This window comes from Parabacteroides sp. AF21-43, from assembly GCF_003635435.1.
Lineage (GTDB): Bacteria > Bacteroidota > Bacteroidia > Bacteroidales > Tannerellaceae > Parabacteroides > Parabacteroides distasonis.
Window position 1 is genome coordinate 14564 of record NZ_QTMG01000005.1, and the last position, 18074, is coordinate 32637.

Below are 18074 nucleotides of genomic sequence, written 5' to 3' on the forward strand. Positions count from 1 at the left end.
CAATTGAAAATTAGAGGATGAGAAAGTCGTATACATATCGTTCGCAGGCACTCCGTTTCAGAAGATGGAGCCGGAAGGCGTATGCGGCTTTCATCAGTGTACAGAGGGCTGTTACGATCGGACAATTATCCTTTTCTGTAGCCGATCGCTTCGAGAAAAAGAACCAGTCTTTACATACCGGTATCGGTACGTTCACGGACGGATTTTTCGAAGAGGATGACGAGGAGAGGGAGAATACCGAGGAGAACAAACGGAGCCTTGCGGTATCGCATGGACTGTTTACGGCATTACTCCCGGTATTGGTATCAAATGAGATCGCTCATCCGGCTCATCGTGTAGCTCACTATACATTATATAATATAGTAAAGGCGGGAAGTATTCTTTCGGATACTTCCCGCCTTTCTTATTTCCATCCGGTTGTAGAGACGGGGCACGCCCCGTCTCTACAACTGGGTATATATATACACGGAATTATTAAATGAGAGAAAATGACAATAGAAGAAGCAAAGCAGTACATCCTAGAGGGTGGGAAGATTACTGAGGAACAGGCTTTAAGCTTGGCGAATCACCCGGACAAAGAGGCGCTTTACGAGGCCGCCCACCAAATCACCCGCCATTTTATGGGGAATAAGTTCGACACTTGTTCCATCATCAACGCCAAAAGCGGTAATTGCAGCGAGGATTGTAAATGGTGCGCACAATCGGGACATTACAAGACCCTCGTAAACTTATATCCTTTGCTTCCGGCCAAGGAATGTGTCTATCATGCGGTATATAACCGGAAACAGGGCATCCGGCGTTTTGCCTTGGTGACTAGCGGTAAGCGAGTATCGGATAAAGAATTGGAACAGATCACCGATACGATCCGGCAAATCAAGCGGCAAAGCGATATTAAATGCTGTGCCTCCATGGGATTGCTAACCCGCTCCCAACTCCAATCGCTTTACGATAGCGGAGTGGAGAATTATCACTGCAATATCGAGACCGCCCCTTCCTATTTCCGTCAACTTTGTTCCACGCATACGATCGAGCAGAAGATGGAAACCATCCATACCGCCCGGGAAATCGGTTTCCGCATCTGCTGCGGTGGTATTATCGGCATGGGCGAGACGATGGAGGAGCGAATCGAGATGGCTTGTTTCTTACAAAAAGAAGGTATCTTATCCATCCCTCTCAATTTATTACAGCCGATACCGGGAACTCCTATGGAGAATACACAGATCCTAGAAGAAGAGGAATGGCTAACAACGATCGCCCTTTTCCGCTTGATCAATCCGAACGCATTTCTCCGTTTCTCCGGCGGACGGGCACAATTAAGCGAGGCCACGCAACGGAAATCCCTATATATAGGGATTAACTCTGCGATCATCGGAGACTTATTAACGACTATCGGAAGCAAGGTAGAGGAAGACAAAGTCTTATTTACCTCCGAAGGCTATTCACTCACCGAAAACACCGATTGGGAAAAATGACAACAACCGAACTTTTACAATACGACCGGGATCATCTATGGCATCCCTACACCTCGACCATCGATCCACTTCCCGTCTATCTGGTATCCAAAGCGGAGGGCGTAACGATAACCCTTGCGGACGGCAGGGAGCTAATAGACGGAATGTCTTCTTGGTGGGCGGCAGTCCACGGATACAACCATCCGGTACTTAACGCGGCGGCTAAAACCCAACTGGATAAGATGAGCCATATCATGTTCGGGGGATTCACGCACGAGCCGGCTGTCGAGTTGGCCGCTAAATTACTACCGCTATTGCCCCCTTCCCTAGAAAAGATATTCCTAGCGGATAGCGGCTCGGTCGCCGTGGAGGTAGCCTTAAAGATGGCGATCCAATACTGGCAGTCCAAAGGCATACCGGGAAAACATACCTTCGCCACGATCCGTAGCGGTTATCACGGGGATACTTGGCACGCCATGTCGGTATGCGATCCGGTGACAGGTATGCATGGGATCTTCTCCGGAAGCCTACCCATCCAATACTTCATACCTCAACCTTCGGTCCGATTCGGCGAGGAATGGAGAGAGGAGGCCATGGCTCCCTTGCGGGATTTACTAGAGCGGCATGCCGACGAGATCGCCGCCTTGATCTTGGAACCGGTCGTACAGGGGGCAGGAGGCATGTATTTCTACTCCCCCACTTTCCTCGTTCGTGCCCGGAAACTTTGCGACCGGTATAACGTCTTATTGATATTCGACGAGATAGCGACTGGCTTCGGGCGTACCGGAAAGTTGTTCGCATGGGAACATGCGGGAGTCGAACCCGATATCATGTGTATCGGAAAGGCATTGACGGGAGGTTATCTTACGCTTTCCGCCACGATCACGACAAAGCCGATAGCCGACACGATCTGTTCCGGCGAGGCGGGATGCTTTATGCATGGACCTACGTTTATGGGAAATCCCTTGGCATGCGCTATCGCTTCGGCCTCGATCTCTTTATTGATCGCCAGTCATTGGCAGGAGAAAGTGAAGCTTATAGAGGAACAATTGCGGGCGGAGTTAGCGCCAGCCGCCAAGCTGCCTGAAGTCGCTGAGGTACGGGTATTGGGGGCGATCGGGGTGATCGAGATGAAGCATCCGGTGGATATGGCGGTATTGCAACGTCGATTCGTAGAGGAAGGGATATGGGTACGTCCATTCGGACGGCTGGTTTATCTCATGCCTCCTTTCGTTATCTCCACGTATGAACTATCCAGACTAACCTCCGGATTATTGAGAGTATTAACGCATAATTAACATATCTACAACCGGGTAATATATAGATATATGAAATCATATAACGAGCAACTTACGGCTTTACGAGCCTCCGGGAATCTTAGGCACCTACCGGAAGTCGAGCATCAAGGAATATGGATATTAAAAGAGGGAATGCGTATGCTGAATCTCTCTTCCAACGATTATCTTGGATTAGCCAGCCGGCAGGATTTACAAGAGGAGTTTCAAGCATCCACACAAGACCGCTTCTATCCCTACTCCTCCTCATCATCCCGCTTGCTAACGGGTAATTTCTCCGTATATACGAAACTGGAGAAACAGATCGCCCGCTCCTTCGACCGGGAAGCCGCATTGATCTTCAATAGCGGCTATCATGCCAACACCGGAATCCTCCCGGCCTTAACCGATAAACAGACCTTATTACTCGCCGACAAGCTGGTGCACGCCAGCATCATCGATGGCATCTTGTTGAGTGGCTCCCCATTCCTCCGTTACCGCCACAACGACTATGACCAACTGGAACGCCTCGTACAAAAGAACGCCTGTCAATACGAGACGATCATCATCTTGACCGAAAGCATTTTCAGCATGGACGGGGATGTAGCGGATTTAAACCGCCTGATAGCTATCAAAAGGCAATATCCCAATATCCTATTGTACGTAGACGAGGCTCATGCCATCGGAGCCCGTGGAAAGACGGGGCTAGGTATCGCCGAGGAACAAGGCTGTATCCAAGAGATCGATCTATTGGTCGGTACTTTCGGCAAGGCGTTAGCATCTATGGGGGCCTATTTGGTTTGTTCCCATACGATACGGGAATATCTGGTCAATACGATGCGACCGCTCATATTCAGTACGGCCCTGCCACCGTTCCAAATCGCATGGACTTCCTTCATCTGGGAGCAACTCCCCTCGTTCACGAAGGAACGGGAGAATCTTCTAGCGTATAGCCGATTGTTAGCGGAAGCTTTAACGAGCAAAGGTGGCGAGATCAGCCAAAGCCACATCATCCCTTTCATCGTGGGAGAGAGCGAGGATTGCGTACGGAAAGCGGAAGAGCTACAACGAAAAGGCTTCTACTGTCTCCCGGTTCGCCCGCCGACAGTGCCCAAAGGTACCTCCCGTATCCGCTTCTCCCTTACGGCAAACCTCACGATAAAAAATATGCATCAACTGATTGTAGAGACGGGGCGTACCTCGTCTCCCACCGGGACACGCCCCGTCTCTACCCCCCCGGATAGAGAACTGGATAGATAGTATGTATATAAATTGAATTGATAGTATGTATATAGATAAGATAATAAATAAGCGATCCCCTAGTCTGATCCTCTGTCTCGCCGGCTGGTCCACCTCGCCGGAGCTTTTCCGCCATCTGGAAGTACCGGAGCAGACAGACCTATGGATTGCCTACGATTACAGGACGCTCGGGTTCGAAGAGACGTTCGCCCCCTATAAGGAGGTGCATCTGGTCGCTTGGTCTTTAGGCGTATGGGTAGCCACCCGGCTCTGGGCAGGCCACCGATCCTTTACCACGGCGACCGCCCTGAACGGTACCCCTTTTCCCATGCACGATACGCTAGGCATCCCGACCGCAATCTTCGAGGGAACCCTCCATCATATCAGCGAGGAAGGCATGCGTCGCTTTAACCGCAGGATGTGCGGAGACAAGGAGACATTCAATCGCTATTCGGAACTCTCACCACGTCCGCTGGAAGAGATCAAGGAGGAACTGGAATCTCTATATAATCAGATCCTCCCGGAAAAGCTCGAATCAGCCGATCCGCGGATATCCGCCTTCTGGGATCAAGCCATCCTGTCCACCGAAGATAAGATATTCCCGGCAACCAACCTCCGGAACTACTGGCAAGGCCGTTGCCCCATCCAAGAGATCAAGGCGCCTCATCTTCCTTTTTACCACTATCAATCATGGAACGAATTATGGAAGTAATCGAACAAGAACGGATCCGCCGGCGTTTCAGCCAAGCGGTGAATACATACGACGATCACGCGGAAGCCCAGAAACGGATATGCGCCCATCTGGTACAGCTATTGACCGTATACACCTCCTCTCATTTCCGCAGGGTGCTGGAAATCGGTTGCGGAAGCGGCGGATTCACCCGTTTATTAAAACAAGAATGCCAAATCGAGGAATGGGTACTCAACGATCTTTGCGAGACTTGGCAAAGCGCCATCGAGGAGTTGTTTCCTTCCGCCCCTCCTCTATTCTTGGCCGGTGATGCCGAGCGACTGGCTTTTCCCGGCACGTTCGACTTGATTGCCTCGGCCTCCGCCCTGCAATGGATGAAAGACCTTCCGCGTTTCCTCCATAAGCTATCGTCCACCCTATCGCCCGGAGGCATACTGGCTTTCAACACCTTCACGCCGGACAACCTTCACGAGATCAAGGAACTGACCGGAGAAGGGCTCACCTATCCTACCGCCGGACAATTAAGGGAGTGGTTATCCACCTACTTCCGGATCGTCCATGAAGAGGAAGGAAATATCGCCCTGACCTTCCGGCACCCGCTGGAGGTGCTAAGACATCTAAAGTACACGGGTGTCACGGCCAACGCCTCTCGCGTCTGGACACGGGGAAAACAGGAACGTTTCTGCCGGGATTATCAAGAGAGATTCCCCTCGGCGGATGGTGGGGTCACATTAACTTACCGTCCACTCTATATCTTAGTGGTCAAAAGATAAAGGTGAGGTAGGTCGCCTCTTCCGAAGTATTGATCCTTTCACCTATATGATATGATCGTATCACAAGGGTGAAACGATCTTTTCACCTAGGTGATACGTTCTTTTCACAAGGGTGAAAAGATTAATAGCACAGAAGAAAAGGAATAAATCTCTTAGAGACAAGGGGGAATATCCATAGAGACAAAAGATTAATCAAGCAACTATTTAAACAACAGAACAATGAGCCATCAAACGAAAGAAAATGTATTATTTATCTCCGGCATAGACACGAACGTCGGAAAGACCGTAGCCACCGGAATGATCGCCAAGGCATTGGCGAAAGCCGGAAAGAAAGTGATCACCCAAAAGATGATACAGACCGGATGCGAGCACGTATCAGAGGATATAGAGGCACACCGCCAAATCCAAGGGATACCCTTTACCGACGAGGACATGCGAGGGTTGACTTGTCCTTATATCTTCACCTATCCTTGCTCTCCCCATATGGCGGCGGCGAAAGATGGAAGACGTATCGATTTAGACACGATCACCCAATCCACCCGGCGATTGCGAGAGACCTACGAGTATGTATTACTGGAAGGAGCCGGAGGCTTAATGGTGCCGAACGACATGGAATCCCTTACGATCGATTATGTAAAGGAACAGGCGTATCCCCTGATACTAGTCACGTCCGGCAAGCTGGGAAGTATCAATCATACTTTGCTCAGCCTGTACGCCTGCGAGCGATACGGCATCGAGGTAAAAGCTATCGTCTATAACCAATATCCAAGCATCGACCCGCTGATCGAGGCGAATACCTTGGAGTATCTAAAGGCCAAATTCCCGGAAATCCCCTTAATCCTCCTTCCGGAAATGAAAAAGGGAAGCGAGGAGCTTCCCGATATTCGCCCGTTGCTATAACGCCCTATCAAGCCGGATCAGGAAATAGATCCAGTATTTTCTGATCCGCTTTTCTCCGGATCTCCGGTGTAATGCTATCCTTCACCATTTTCAATACGAAAGTCATCACCGCCACATCGTCCGTGAAGCCGATAATGGGGAGCACGCTCTCCGGGATCAAGTCGAAAGGCAGTATAAAGTACCCTAAAGCCCCGATTATATAAGCCTTATGTTGAAGAGGCACCTTTTCATCCTGCAACATATAATACAGCGTGAAGACAGGACGCAATACCGTAGCCCCCACTTTCTTCGCTACCCGCTCTATCTTCTTCCAGAAACTCTTCTCCGAGAAATAAGTCCCATATCTTTGTATCTCATGTACTTCCTCGAAAGGAACATCCTCAATCTTTCTTGTGTCCATAAACGAATCCTATTAAATCATCTTTCACAAAGATAACAAGTAGTGTAGAAAAATTGCACATCAAATGAGGAAATATTACACAATGCCACCTCCACACCCGTATTCAAAGCTTTTCGTAATAATCTCATAAGAAAACAATTATAAAGAAACCTACAGGATTTATCACATCTGGCACGCCTTTTTCAGATAATCCTCTAGTTAGTATAGGTATTAATAAGACGTTTTAAACAAAAAGAGATGAGAAATGTAAAAACATGGGGCATACTATTCCTATGTCTACTTCTATTGCCCGGGGTAGCGTATGCCCAAAAAAGACAGATCGAGGGAACGGTGATTTCCCAAGAGGACAAGGAGCCTCTGATCGGAGCGACCGTTATCGTAAAAGGGAGCCTGTCGGGAGCGGAGACCGATCTCGACGGGCATTTCACGCTGGAAGTTGATCCTGACGCCAAATTCATTATTGTCGATTACATCGGCATGAAGCAGGCCCAAGTACCTATCCCGAAAAGCGGTATCTTAAACGTGGCTTTACAACCGGAGGCAATGAACCTCGATGAGGTCGTGGTAACCGGTTACGGTAACTTCTCACGTTCTTCCTTTACCGGTTCCGCCAACACTTTACGGGCTGACCTACTGAAAGAGATGCCGGTGGTTTCCATAGAACAGAAACTACAAGGTATGACCTCCGGTGTCAATATCACGGGAAGCTCCGGGCAACCGGGAGCGAACGCATCCATCCGCATCCGTGGTATGGGCTCGTTCAACGCATCGAACGAACCTTTGTTTGTGATAGACGGAGTTCCCGTCACCTCGGGAAACCTAAGTACCGGAAGCGGTTCGGAGGCCTCCTACATGAACAATGCCAAGACCAACATCATGAGTACGATCAATCCTTCCGATATCGAGAATATCACGGTTATAAAGGATGCCGCCGCCGCCTCCCTTTACGGTTCCCGTGCGGCCAACGGTGTTATCTTGATCACGACCAAACAAGGATCGAAAGGACGTACCCGGGTCACGTTGAACGCTAGCGCCGGATTCTCGGACGCAGCGGTAGACTTCCGCCCGACCCTCAACGGAGAGCAACGCCGGGAACTACTTTATGAAGGCTTGGTTAATTACGCGCAAGACCAGATCGCCAAAGATCCCGCATCTTTCACCCAGACTCCGGAAGAGTACGCCAACGCCAATATCGGGGCATACACCTCTGTTCCTGCTTTAGGCTATACCGATTGGAAAGACGTGTTGATGAGACGGGCCGTACATCAAAATTATGAGGCTTCCATTTCCGGCGGTTCCGAGAACACGACGGTCTACAGCTCCTTGGGTTATCAAAAACAAGAGGGTCTGGTGGAGAACTCATCGATGGAACGGTACTCCGGACGCTTTAACGTGCAACAAAAGATCGGCAAACGAGGCGAGGCCGGAGCGAACCTCATGTTCTCGCAAGTGAATCAAGAGATGAACGAGGAACGTACATCCAGTATCAATCCTTTCTATTGCATGGCGGTAGCCACTCCTCCCTCCTACCCGGTATTTAACGAAGATGGTTCCTACGCCAATACCTATCCCGGAACGAACGTAAATCCTTTGCGGGATATGCGTACCGACTATAACCGGGTTCGTATGACCCGTATCTTCGGTACGGCGCACGGTGCGGTAGAGATTATCAAAGGACTTAAATTAAAGGAAGTACTCAGCTATGATTATAGCATCCAAAAGGATGCCCGCTATTTCAACGCATTAAGCGGGGCGGGTCCCAAGAGCGGTAGCGATGCCCAATCGTCCAAAGGTTTTATCGAATACGGGAAATTGATCTCTTCTACCTCGTTGAACTACGTGAAGACATTCGCCAACAAACATCATCTGGATGTACTAGCCGCTTATGAGGCGGAAAGTTTCCAGACAGATAAAGCCGCCGGTGAGAAAAGCAAGATGCCGTCCGACCAATTATTCGAGCCGGACAATGCCGCCGTTATAAACAGTTTCGTATCCTCTACACAGGATTATCGGTTGCTTTCTTATCTAACCCGCTTGAATTACGATTACGACAACCGGTATTATATCGCCGGAAGTTTTCGCCGGGATGGTAGTTCCCGATTGGCGCCGGAGCATCGCTGGGGTAATTTCTGGTCGGTCTCAGGCATGTGGCATCTGGGAGCCGAGGATTTCATGAAAGCCGTAAAGCCGGTGTTGAGCGATGTCAAGATCCGTGCCTCTTATGGCGTGAACGGTAATCAGCCGGGATCTTATTACGGTTATATGGGCTTATATAGTTACGGAAAGAACTATATGGATAACCCCGGTTCGTATGAAAGCACACAAGCCAATCCCAATCTAAAATGGGAGAAGAACTATAATATGAACCTCGGACTAGACCTCGCGTTTATCGATCGCATCTTCGTAACGCTCGAGTATTACAATCGTGACACCAAGGATTTGCTTTACAACCGTCCGATCAGCGCCACGACCGGATTCCTGAACTATCTGGGTAATCTGGGGCAGTTAAACAATAAAGGTGTCGAGCTGGAGGTTCGTTCCTTGAATATCTCGAACGCAGATTTTAATTGGACTACGGTATTGAACTTGACACATAACAAGAATAAGATCGTGGCCCTTGATGGTAATCTCGATCAAGTGGTGGAAAGTAGTTGGTTTATCCGGAAAATAGGATTGCCATTCAATACATTCTATGTAAAGGAATTCGCCGGGGTAGATCCCTCGAGCGGAAATGCGCTGTATTATAAAAATACGGAAGACGAGAACGGCAATCTAGACCGCACCTTGACCCAAGATGTCAATGAGGCGCAAGCGGTTCCTTATAAACAAGTAGATCCGAAGATATCCGGAGGCCTTACCAATATCCTTTCTTATAAATGGTTCGACTTGGCCTTTACGCTCTCTTATTCATTGGGCGGCTATTCTTTCGACAAGACCGGTACGTATATCGAGACAGACGGAGCCAGCGAAGGAAACCGCAACCTGCCCATCTATGAGTTAGACCGTTGGCAAAAGCCCGGTGATATCACCGACATTCCCCGTTTCGTATTGGGACGCTCCGACAAAGTGAGCGGTGGTTCCTCTCGCTTCGTACATAGTACGGATCACTTGCGGTTAAAGAACCTGACGTTCGGGTTTACCCTGCCTCATAACTGGACCGATAAAGTCTTGCTGGATAAAGTCCGTGTCTATTTCTCCGGCAGCAACTTGCTGACTTGGGCGAAATGGAAGCAATATGATCCGGAAGTGCCCGTATCCGGCGAGGTATTCTGTGAGACACCGCCCATGCGAACCTTTAGCTTCGGCGTGGAAGTTAATTTCTAAACACAACAATTCATTCGATAAAAAAGAAATACAATGAAATGGTCAATTAAATATATCGTAGGCGCTCTTCCTTTCTTATTCACGGCTTGCTCCGGAGATTGGCTGGATCTGGATCCCTCCACTTCCGTGACCAGCGATAACGCTATTCAGTCACTGGAAGACGCTAAAACCGCATTAAATGGAATCTATCGCATAGCATCCGAGCATAGTTATTATGGAGACAACTACCTCTATTATGCCGACTGCCGTGGCGAAGACGTACAAGCTCGTATTGACAAAGGTCCCGGCAGACGTGTATCTCCGTACTATCTGTTCAACGTAGCCGCCGACGACGCTTTTAATATCACGAGAGTATGGAACCAACCCTATATCGTGATTCATCAAGCGAACAGCTTAATCGAGAAAATAGACAACGGTAGCGTCCAAACCTCCGACACGCAAGAAATCGCCCGTATAAAAGCAGAGGCGTTGGCTATGCGTGGCTTGGCCTTATTCGATTTAACCCGCCTCTTTGGTATGCCTTATACACTGGATAATGGAGCGTCCTTGGGTGTGCCCATCGAGATCAAGACGGAGTTGCCGACTCACCAACCGTCTCGTAACACGGTAGCCGAATGCTACAACCAAGTGATCAAAGACCTGACCGAAGCCTTACCCAACCTTGTTACAACCAAATCCGACGGTCACCAAAATGTATGGAGCGTGAAAGCACTTCTATCTCGTATCTATTTATATATGAACGATAACGAGAACGCCCTTAAATACGCTCAAGAAGTAATCAATAACGGAGGTCTTTATACCTTGTTCACGCACGATGAGTATACCTCCGTATGGGGAAAAGACTTCAATTCCGAATCCCTGTTCGAGTTCTACTTTACGCTTACCGAGCCTTCCGGCGGTAGTGGCGGAGAGGGCGCTCCCATGGTATATGCCGATAACGTGAAAGATTGGAACAATTTGGTCTTGACGAAAGATTTCTTGGATTTACTGGGTGAAGACCCGGATGATGTTCGCCATGCCTTATGCCGCTTACCTCAAAAACCGGACGAGGATATCCTTCCAACCGGTTCGACCGGACATCCTAAATATCTGGCGAAGTATCCCGGAAAAACAGGAGATGTATTGACCGGCAATCCGCAAGACAATGACCTATGCATCATCCGTCTGTCCGAGATATACTTAAATGCGGCCGAGGCGGCTTTCAAGCTAGGAAAACGTAGCGAGGCGTTAGGCTACCTGAATCAAATCGTAAGCCGAGCCAACCCCAATAAATCCGTTAGCGACTCCGAGCTTTCCCTAGAGAGAATCCTTAAAGAACGCCGCAAAGAATTGGTTGGCGAAGGACATGCGTTCTTTGATTACATGCGTAACAATATTCCGGTAATCCGCAAGGGCGGTTGGCATTTGCCGCAATTACCTACCGACGTACAGGTGATCAACGCTTCCGATCCCCGGGTAGCACTCCCGATTCCGCAAAGCGAGATCGACGCAAACCCGAATATCGTACAGAATAAACGGTAACCAACAAGAAAAAGGGGAATGGCATTAAAACCATTCCCCTTTTTCTTGTTTCGCTTATTTCTTTTTCAAGATCCGTTGCGCCGAATCCGACAGCACCACGATCGCACCGGCCAGTATCGCCGTATCTTTTATCACCAATCGCCCGGCCCCCGATAATAACGGGAAACCAAATTCCCCGCTGCCAAGATTAGGTACCCAGACCTCCGGAGTCGTGACCAAGAAGGACAACGTCCCGAACGTCATGATTATAGCCAACCCCGCTCCTACCAAACCGATCTTCGGCGAGAAAATGCCGAGGAAAGTCAAGATACCGATCGCCATGATCAAGATTCCCAAGCCACGAGAGAAGCCATACGTGTTATTCTCTTGATGCCACTCATGCTTCGCTTGATCGAACTCACCCTCTTTTAATTTATACGTCTTATATTCGGGAGCGCTTTTCGTATAGAAGAAACTCATGAAAGGGCTGTTCGCCACAAACGGAACGATGCCTTCCGCTTCATAATTCCAGAACTTCAAACCGCCGATCCACACAAATATGATCAAGATCGATATACGGATCAAATTAATACCTAGCTTCTGAGTAGAGGCCGCCACTTGCAAAAACGAGTAAAACAGGTCATTCAACTTTTTCATCTTATTATTTGTTTTATAGTATTGAACTTATACCGCAAAGATCGGTAGAAACACCTATCCCGTAAATGGCGATTTTACCGGATGAGTTAGCAATTATTCCCGTTTCTCTCTTTTCCGGTACTCAGAGACGCTTTCTCCCGTCATTTTCTTGAAAAAACGGCTGAATGTGGCTTGATCCTCGAAGCCCAAGATCTCCGTGATTTCCTTCGCGCTCTTCTGGCTATATAATAGCAATCGTTTGGCCTCAGCCTCAATTCGTTCGTGAATGATCCGTAACGGAGAAGGTAATCCGCAAGTCGTAAAAAGGTTGGATAGGGTTTTTGGGGAGCGATGCAGCATATCCGCATAATCTTGGACCATCTTCTTTTCCTTAAAATGGTTATCTACCAATACATAGAACTGGCGAACCATATCGAACGCCTTTTCCCGTTCCGGGCTTACCGAAAACTTCTCACGTGCGATCCGGGTGCACAAAATAATGAAACGTTTCAGTAAGATACGCAGCATCTCCTCTTGCAAATTATCCTTTATGGCGTACTCACTCGTTAGGCTGTCGGTGATATCGCGCAAAGAGGCAACTTGGGATTCGCTCAATTTCAATTGCATCACATTGGAAGTCCCGTTAAAAAGAAAACCATTACACGACACCTCATTGTCATGTCCGAAAATACAATAGAAGTTACTGTTAAACAGAAGGGTCAAGTACTCGCCATTGATCGCCTTGAACTCGATATGGTGCAAAGGAGTCAAGGGAATAATCTCACCTTTCACTAAGGTAGTCGGTACGTGATCGATCTCCAGTTGCAACGAACCGCTTTGTACCCAAATAAACTTGTAAAGCGTATTATCTTTCTGCAAAGCAAGGTTCGTGTGATACGAATCGGTCAACGCTATATTACCTCTTAAGCGAGTATTAAAAATATATTCCATAGATTTCTTCCGGATTTTAAGACGGATAAAGATAACAATATTATATAAACAAAAAGCGGAAGTTCACTTTATTCCCAGCAAACTTCCGCGTCACTAATCCCCAAAACACACTATACGAGTTATTTCGACTCTAATAAAATATCATCAACCAATTTCTTCAACTCATTCTTCTGCATAGCCCCTTGAACCATACTCGGTTCTTTCTTCATCGGTACAAACAATAAAGAAGGAATACTACGGATACCGAAAACACTCGCTAAATCCGCCTCTTTATCGACATTCACCTTATATATGTTGATTTTACCCTCGTACTCTTTGCTGATCTCATCCAAGATAGGAGACATCATCTTACAAGGGCCACACCAAGTGGCATAGAAATCGATAACCGCAGGTTTATCACCCTCGAACTTCCATGCGTTCGGGTTTGTCTCAAAGTCATACACTTTCTTTACGAAATCTTCTTGTGTTAATTCTGTTACTGTCATTTTATTTTCTGTTTTATTGTTATTATTCTTATTTCCATTACTAGCGTTCGCCATTCCTACCAAAAGACTTGCGAACAATACGGCACCGACCTTAATAAAACCCATCTTGAACCTCCTTTTTATTTATTACTTTGTCTTCTATTTATATTGCAAAGTTCATCTTATTTCCACGATTAAGAAATGGCCATATCGCCGGATAAGTTTGCAATACTTCCCGATCCCCATCAAAAAAGTATAAAATAAGTTTTTTCAAGATAAATGCCGTACCTTTGCGACGTTTTCCCAAAGAACACATTATGAGCAATAAACAATTATTCAACGACCCTGTTCAACGTAAACGATATATTTGCGCTTTATTAATGATCTTATTAATGGTGGGTGTCTCTGAGCTTATGGGAGAGAAAGAGATTATCTTCCCGGAGATGGCGGCGCTCACGATCGGAATGTGGATCGTAGATAAAAAAGTATGGACCGTAAGTCGTCTTAAATTAGTTCTGTTAATGTCGATCGGGGCCATCGTCGGTGTCTGTATCGTACGCTATTCTCCTTTTCCCTTGATCGTAACGTACGTAGGATGCCGATCCTATTTACGCCAACAAGAAAGAAAAACGATGCCGAACCTTGGTTAACAAGATCCGGCATATCGTACATTCTTTTTCCGTAAAACCTCAACGATCTACAAATGCAACTGCAAGCCGATAGAAACCGGATGCACCTTCGGACCTTTCCCATTTTCAAAGAGGTCGATCGGTGAGTACTTGGCGTAAAGACCGATCCAATCCCAACCGGCTTGAAATAAGAAATCCATAGTTACCGGACGGATATTCATACCGGAATCCATTTTCTCTTTGTGCTTTTTACCGGAAGCGTCATTATATACGATCTTCGAGGAAGAACAAGTCTTGATCACACCGACTACACCCGCAGACAAGAAGAATTCACTCGAACGCTTTTTAGGTTGCCATTCCAATAACAACGGAATGGTCAGACTCGTGATATTCAACTTACTCGCTTTCAACGTAACACCCTCAGGAGCCGGACGCAAAGCCGTAACACCGTCTATCTCCTTGAAATACTCATTCGTATCTATCCGGTAACGGCTCCAACGCATACCGGCACCGATCACCACCGCCCAACGATACCGAGAGAACGGGAACGCTTTTTCCAATACATTCAAATTATATTCCAATGAGTTTCCACTACGAAGGGAGACTCCGTCTACATCATTTACATGTAAACTCCCATCCGCAAAGTTCGCGAAGCCCATTCCAAAACCGGCCCAATGCGGATTGAAGTCCTTATCCCAAGTAGGCACAGGGATATTGATAGACTTCACGTGTTTACGGCGTTCATAGCTTTGTCCGTCCCGGTAATGCCCTTCGAAGATCAACTCGTCGTCCACGGAATCACCATCCTCGTCTACCTCATACACCCTGACTTTCATGCGATCGCCATTATCTTTCACCTCGATACGTTTTCTCTCAAGGGTGATAATCGTATCCCCAGCCAAAGGCTCAACCTCAGCGGCCATCAACCCGATTACCGGGAAGCAAGCCATTAAGACTAAAAGTATTCTTTTCATCTTCCTATCTGTTTTGTTTGTTTATAAATCTTTCTTCGTAAATAATAGCGTGATTAAATCATCACTATCCAAATCTCCCTCAATGTACACCAAGGTTATTACCCCTTTCTTGCTGACCTTAAAAAGGACAAAACGGTTGATATCTGCTTCTACGCCCTTCAACTGGTAATAAGCGGAGACTACCCCTCCATCGTCCGTCACCTCTTTGATCTTCCGGGCCCCTTTCTGGTCCGCTTCCAGACATTGGCGGGTAAACCGCAGGGCTTCCGGATCATCTTTGATCGTAATACTCTTATAACGAGTCATGCCATACGTTTCCAACATCTCGTTAGACAACTCCACCATCGTGACATTACGTTTTTTGCCATATCGTTGAAAGACTTCCTGAATCTTCAAGTCTTTCTGTGTCTCGGCAGCCGAGACACCACAAGGCATTAAGCAAAATACCGCCACCAGCAACCATAACATGTATTCGAACCGTCTCATATTTACAGTATTTTTATTCATTATCATCAAATAAAGAACGAAGCTCGTTCAATTGGTTATCAATAATCATACGGTCGGCCTCATCACGATCCGCTTCCGGAAAGTACTCGTCCGCAGGTGTGGCCACCTCCTGCAAAGCTTCCAGCGCCATGGAGCGAACTTTATGAATATCCGTATAACAACGACCGTTTATAACGACATAATTATCCGAACAGAAACAAGGATCTACCGGATTCAACAGATGGTTAAGCCCCAAAAGCAGCAAGAAACTGGCGGCGATACCGGATACCAAATACAACACGGATCGTAAAGTAAACGTCTTCTTTTCCTCCACCTTTTCCGCATCCAGCATAAAAAGGATATCCTCATCAATCGGAATCAATGCCTCATCCGGCTGTCGTTCCTTCCGACTCTCTTCCTCCAAATAGGCAAACATAGGCGTATAGACCGCCAACCTGTCCGGAACATTCCCGGAAGTAAAGAAGGCTCGAAGTTCCCGCTCTTCTTCCGAAGAGGTTTCTCCTTCAAAATATCGGTTTAATAACTCGTCTATGTCCATTTCTCTTGTTTATTTAATTGTAAAAACTGTTCCCGTATCTTTTTCCGAGCCCTTGAGAGATTCACCCGGACATTCTCGACCGGTGTAGCCGTGATCTCCGCAATCTCGGCTAACTCATAGCCCTCTACATCCTTCATCCGGATAATGGTTTGCTGCAAAGCGGGCAACTGGGCGATCAAGTGCCGTATGCATTCGGCGGCATCCCTTTGCTCCAGTTGTTCGTCGGGGCTTACCGCATCCGATACCAACGTAACGCTCTCCAACTCCGATCCCTGCGGCTTTCGCAACTTTATCTTATCCAATGAGAGATTTTTCGTAACCTGCATAGCCAGCGCCTCCACGCTATGGTAGGCATCCAGTTTTTCCCGGATATACCAAAGCTTTATGAATGCCTCTTGCACCACATCCTCAGCTTCGGCTGTGTCCTCAACCAGTCTCTGGGAGAAATTCAACATCTTCTGCCGGAGAGGTAGTACGGTTATTTTAAACGTCTCAAGTTCCATTTCTATAATCAAGACGACAAAGGAAGAAAAACATATCATGGAAAATTAACTTATTTGGAAAAAACTTTGCCTGTCACCCGCTTGTTTGTAATAGAAAACTTAAACGTTATGAAACTAAAAGTATCATTTACAGCTATTTTATTCATGAGCTGCTGCTTATTCCTCACCGTAGGTTGCCAACAAAAGAAACAAGGCTCCGATGACAAATCGGTCCCTCAAGCGATTCAAAAGGTTATCCAGATGAAATATCCGGGGGCGACCATTACCGATTACGATAAAGATGCCGCAGGTGTAGAAGTCGACATCAAGGATAAAGGCGTTAAGAAAGAGGTCCTGCTCGGCAAAAATAACGAGTGGCTAAGTACGAAATTCGATATCCATGCCGAAGATGTTCCCGTAGACATCATGGACAACCTAACAAATTCGGCTTATCATGAATATAAGATAGATGAGGTGACACAAATAGACAAGCCTTCGGGAACATTTTACGTATTCAAACTAGAGCATGAGAACAATGAGGTTCGCCTCACGTTTAACTCAGAGGCCCAATTATTGAAGTAGAACGGTACTGAATCTTTTCTTATTCCAGATTTTTACCAGAATATTTCAGTAGCTTTGTGTGATTAACAAGCTAGCCTATGAAAATTCTGGTAGTCGAAGATGAAAACGCATTGAGAGAAGTTATCGTTCGTTCTCTTGAGAAAGAACGATATGTGGTAGAGAGCGCTTCCTCTTTCCGGGAAGCTTCTCTTAAAATAAATGATTATGATTACGATTGTATCGTATTAGACATCATGCTTCCGGGAGGTAGCGGCCTTACCCTTTTGAAGGAATTAAGGGCCTTACGCAAGAAAGACAGCATCATCATTATCTCCGCAAAAGACTCTATCGAGGATAAAGTTACAGGATTAGATCTTGGGGCCGATGATTATCTGACCAAGCCTTTCCATCTGGCGGAATTGAACGCCCGCATCAAGAGCGTTATCCGCCGCAAGCAACAAGATGGGGAATTGCAACTGTCTTTAGCGAACCTAACGATATATCCCGATAAACATTCCGTCTATATAAACGGGAAAGAGATCGTATTGAACCGTAAGGAGTTCGATCTGCTCTACTATTTCATATCCAACCCCAACCGTTTGATCAGCAAAGCTACTTTAGCCGAGTCCGTCTGGGGAGATTATATAGACCAAGCCGATAATTTCGACTTCATCTATAGCCAAGTAAAAAACTTGCGAAAGAAATTAAAAGCCGCCGGAGCCATCCCCGAAATAAAGGCGGTCTATGGCTTCGGTTACAAAATGACCGACGAGGAATAAA

20 protein-coding genes are annotated in these 18074 nt (G+C 47.1%); 12 read left to right on the forward strand and 8 right to left on the reverse strand.

The annotated features are described in order from the left end of the window. The first annotated feature begins 17 nt into the window (after nucleotides 1–17). The 7 genes from DWX84_RS05280 to bioD all read left to right on the forward strand — a co-directional run bounded on the left by DWX84_RS05280 (nucleotide 18) and on the right by bioD (nucleotide 6328). Nucleotides 18–482 (forward strand): hypothetical protein, encoded by a 465-nt coding sequence (locus tag DWX84_RS05280; protein WP_121961168.1) that lies wholly within the window; start codon nucleotides 18–20, stop codon nucleotides 480–482. 6 nt (nucleotides 483–488) lie between these two features. Continuing rightward, a complete protein-coding gene (bioB, locus tag DWX84_RS05285) occupies nucleotides 489–1472 on the forward strand; it encodes a biotin synthase BioB (protein WP_005864860.1) in 984 nt (327 codons plus the stop codon). After that, nucleotides 1469–2749, forward strand: coding sequence for an adenosylmethionine--8-amino-7-oxononanoate transaminase (gene bioA / locus DWX84_RS05290; protein WP_121961167.1), 1281 nt, complete (start codon nucleotides 1469–1471; stop codon nucleotides 2747–2749). The genes bioB and bioA overlap by 4 nt, the downstream gene beginning before the upstream one ends. 30 nt (nucleotides 2750–2779) lie before the next feature. Beyond that, nucleotides 2780–3985 (forward strand): 8-amino-7-oxononanoate synthase, encoded by a 1206-nt coding sequence (locus DWX84_RS05295; RefSeq protein ID WP_005864856.1) that lies wholly within the window; start codon nucleotides 2780–2782, stop codon nucleotides 3983–3985. Between the two features lie 25 nt (nucleotides 3986–4010). Beyond that, nucleotides 4011–4676 carry a DUF452 family protein gene (locus DWX84_RS05300; protein WP_005864854.1) on the forward strand — a complete coding sequence of 222 codons (666 nt, stop codon included), beginning with the start codon at nucleotides 4011–4013 and terminating at the stop codon, nucleotides 4674–4676. Continuing rightward, on the forward strand, nucleotides 4667–5428 hold the full coding sequence (bioC, locus tag DWX84_RS05305) for a malonyl-ACP O-methyltransferase BioC (protein ID WP_121961164.1): 762 nt from the start codon (nucleotides 4667–4669) through the stop codon (nucleotides 5426–5428). Before DWX84_RS05300 ends, bioC begins: the two co-directional genes overlap by 10 nt. Nucleotides 5429–5647: 219 nt before the next feature. Next, nucleotides 5648–6328: a dethiobiotin synthase gene (bioD, locus tag DWX84_RS05310; protein ID WP_122377445.1), complete on the forward strand. Its 681-nt coding sequence runs from the start codon at nucleotides 5648–5650 to the stop codon at nucleotides 6326–6328. A gap of 7 nt (nucleotides 6329–6335) precedes the next feature. Here bioD and DWX84_RS05315 read toward each other — a convergent pair whose 3' ends face one another. Further along, nucleotides 6336–6728, reverse strand: coding sequence for a YkvA family protein (locus DWX84_RS05315; RefSeq protein WP_005854762.1), 393 nt, complete (start codon nucleotides 6726–6728; stop codon nucleotides 6336–6338). Nucleotides 6729–6965: 237 nt separating this feature from the next. Here DWX84_RS05315 and DWX84_RS05320 point away from each other — a divergent pair, with 237 nt between their 5' ends. Continuing rightward, nucleotides 6966–10052: a TonB-dependent receptor gene (locus DWX84_RS05320; protein ID WP_122377446.1), complete on the forward strand. Its 3087-nt coding sequence runs from the start codon at nucleotides 6966–6968 to the stop codon at nucleotides 10050–10052. A 33-nt stretch (nucleotides 10053–10085) separates the two neighbouring features. Next, nucleotides 10086–11573 carry a RagB/SusD family nutrient uptake outer membrane protein gene (locus tag DWX84_RS05325; protein ID WP_048927642.1) on the forward strand — a complete coding sequence of 496 codons (1488 nt, stop codon included), beginning with the start codon at nucleotides 10086–10088 and terminating at the stop codon, nucleotides 11571–11573. Nucleotides 11574–11627: 54 nt separating this feature from the next. On the opposite strand, the gene DWX84_RS05330 is transcribed toward DWX84_RS05325, so the two are convergent. From DWX84_RS05330 to trxA, 3 genes are all read right to left on the reverse strand, one after another. Then, nucleotides 11628–12209, reverse strand: a complete 582-nt coding sequence (locus tag DWX84_RS05330; protein ID WP_005854756.1) for a DUF417 family protein — start codon at nucleotides 12207–12209, stop codon at nucleotides 11628–11630. Between the two features lie 93 nt (nucleotides 12210–12302). Next, nucleotides 12303–13139, reverse strand: a complete 837-nt coding sequence (locus DWX84_RS05335) for a helix-turn-helix domain-containing protein (RefSeq protein ID WP_005864844.1) — start codon at nucleotides 13137–13139, stop codon at nucleotides 12303–12305. A 119-nt stretch (nucleotides 13140–13258) separates the two neighbouring features. Next, nucleotides 13259–13729, reverse strand: a complete 471-nt coding sequence (gene trxA / locus DWX84_RS05340) for a thioredoxin (RefSeq protein ID WP_005864842.1) — start codon at nucleotides 13727–13729, stop codon at nucleotides 13259–13261. A 191-nt stretch (nucleotides 13730–13920) separates the two neighbouring features. Between trxA and DWX84_RS05345 the strand changes: the two genes are divergently transcribed. Further along, complete coding sequence (locus tag DWX84_RS05345; protein ID WP_048927641.1) at nucleotides 13921–14253, forward strand: hypothetical protein; 333 nt, start codon at nucleotides 13921–13923, stop codon at nucleotides 14251–14253. 47 nt (nucleotides 14254–14300) lie between these two features. On the opposite strand, the gene DWX84_RS05350 is transcribed toward DWX84_RS05345, so the two are convergent. The 4 genes from DWX84_RS05350 to DWX84_RS05365 are packed head-to-tail and all read right to left on the reverse strand — an operon-like array spanning nucleotide 14301 to nucleotide 16793. Beyond that, nucleotides 14301–15206, reverse strand: coding sequence for an outer membrane beta-barrel protein (locus tag DWX84_RS05350; RefSeq protein ID WP_005864838.1), 906 nt, complete (start codon nucleotides 15204–15206; stop codon nucleotides 14301–14303). A 21-nt stretch (nucleotides 15207–15227) separates the two neighbouring features. Then, nucleotides 15228–15692 (reverse strand): hypothetical protein, encoded by a 465-nt coding sequence (locus tag DWX84_RS05355; RefSeq protein WP_005864834.1) that lies wholly within the window; start codon nucleotides 15690–15692, stop codon nucleotides 15228–15230. 13 nt (nucleotides 15693–15705) lie between these two features. Next, nucleotides 15706–16251 (reverse strand): hypothetical protein, encoded by a 546-nt coding sequence (locus tag DWX84_RS05360; protein WP_048927640.1) that lies wholly within the window; start codon nucleotides 16249–16251, stop codon nucleotides 15706–15708. Then, a complete protein-coding gene (locus DWX84_RS05365) occupies nucleotides 16242–16793 on the reverse strand; it encodes an RNA polymerase sigma factor (RefSeq protein ID WP_005864832.1) in 552 nt (183 codons plus the stop codon). The genes DWX84_RS05360 and DWX84_RS05365 overlap by 10 nt, the downstream gene beginning before the upstream one ends. Before the next feature lie 69 nt (nucleotides 16794–16862). Here DWX84_RS05365 and DWX84_RS05370 point away from each other — a divergent pair, with 69 nt between their 5' ends. Beyond that, nucleotides 16863–17315 (forward strand): PepSY-like domain-containing protein, encoded by a 453-nt coding sequence (locus tag DWX84_RS05370; RefSeq protein WP_005864829.1) that lies wholly within the window; start codon nucleotides 16863–16865, stop codon nucleotides 17313–17315. 77 nt (nucleotides 17316–17392) lie between these two features. Further along, a complete protein-coding gene (locus DWX84_RS05375; protein ID WP_005854737.1) occupies nucleotides 17393–18073 on the forward strand; it encodes a response regulator transcription factor in 681 nt (226 codons plus the stop codon). Nucleotide 18074 lies beyond the last annotated feature (1 nt).

Excerpts from the sequence above, each read along its gene's own strand:
- DWX84_RS05360 (WP_048927640.1), bottom strand. The coding sequence starts at position 16,251 with ATGGACATAGACGAGTTATTAAACCGATATTTTGAAGGAGAAACCTCT.
- DWX84_RS05370 (WP_005864829.1), top strand. The coding sequence starts at position 16,863 with ATGAAACTAAAAGTATCATTTACAGCTATTTTATTCATGAGCTGCTGC.
- DWX84_RS05335 (WP_005864844.1), bottom strand. The coding sequence starts at position 13,139 with ATGGAATATATTTTTAATACTCGCTTAAGAGGTAATATAGCGTTGACC.
- bioC (WP_121961164.1), top strand. The coding sequence starts at position 4,667 with ATGGAAGTAATCGAACAAGAACGGATCCGCCGGCGTTTCAGCCAAGCG.
- DWX84_RS05280 (WP_121961168.1), top strand. The coding sequence starts at position 18 with ATGAGAAAGTCGTATACATATCGTTCGCAGGCACTCCGTTTCAGAAGA.
- DWX84_RS05375 (WP_005854737.1), top strand. The coding sequence starts at position 17,393 with ATGAAAATTCTGGTAGTCGAAGATGAAAACGCATTGAGAGAAGTTATC.
- DWX84_RS05325 (WP_048927642.1), top strand. The coding sequence starts at position 10,086 with ATGAAATGGTCAATTAAATATATCGTAGGCGCTCTTCCTTTCTTATTC.
- bioA (WP_121961167.1), top strand. The coding sequence starts at position 1,469 with ATGACAACAACCGAACTTTTACAATACGACCGGGATCATCTATGGCAT.
- DWX84_RS05355 (WP_005864834.1), bottom strand. The coding sequence starts at position 15,692 with ATGAGACGGTTCGAATACATGTTATGGTTGCTGGTGGCGGTATTTTGC.
- bioD (WP_122377445.1), top strand. The coding sequence starts at position 5,648 with ATGAGCCATCAAACGAAAGAAAATGTATTATTTATCTCCGGCATAGAC.
- DWX84_RS05300 (WP_005864854.1), top strand. The coding sequence starts at position 4,011 with ATGTATATAGATAAGATAATAAATAAGCGATCCCCTAGTCTGATCCTC.
- DWX84_RS05330 (WP_005854756.1), bottom strand. The coding sequence starts at position 12,209 with ATGAAAAAGTTGAATGACCTGTTTTACTCGTTTTTGCAAGTGGCGGCC.
- DWX84_RS05350 (WP_005864838.1), bottom strand. The coding sequence starts at position 15,206 with ATGAAAAGAATACTTTTAGTCTTAATGGCTTGCTTCCCGGTAATCGGG.
- DWX84_RS05320 (WP_122377446.1), top strand. The coding sequence starts at position 6,966 with ATGAGAAATGTAAAAACATGGGGCATACTATTCCTATGTCTACTTCTA.
- bioB (WP_005864860.1), top strand. The coding sequence starts at position 489 with ATGACAATAGAAGAAGCAAAGCAGTACATCCTAGAGGGTGGGAAGATT.
- trxA (WP_005864842.1), bottom strand. The coding sequence starts at position 13,729 with ATGGGTTTTATTAAGGTCGGTGCCGTATTGTTCGCAAGTCTTTTGGTA.
- DWX84_RS05315 (WP_005854762.1), bottom strand. The coding sequence starts at position 6,728 with ATGGACACAAGAAAGATTGAGGATGTTCCTTTCGAGGAAGTACATGAG.
- DWX84_RS05345 (WP_048927641.1), top strand. The coding sequence starts at position 13,921 with ATGAGCAATAAACAATTATTCAACGACCCTGTTCAACGTAAACGATAT.
- DWX84_RS05365 (WP_005864832.1), bottom strand. The coding sequence starts at position 16,793 with ATGATATGTTTTTCTTCCTTTGTCGTCTTGATTATAGAAATGGAACTT.
- DWX84_RS05295 (WP_005864856.1), top strand. The coding sequence starts at position 2,780 with ATGAAATCATATAACGAGCAACTTACGGCTTTACGAGCCTCCGGGAAT.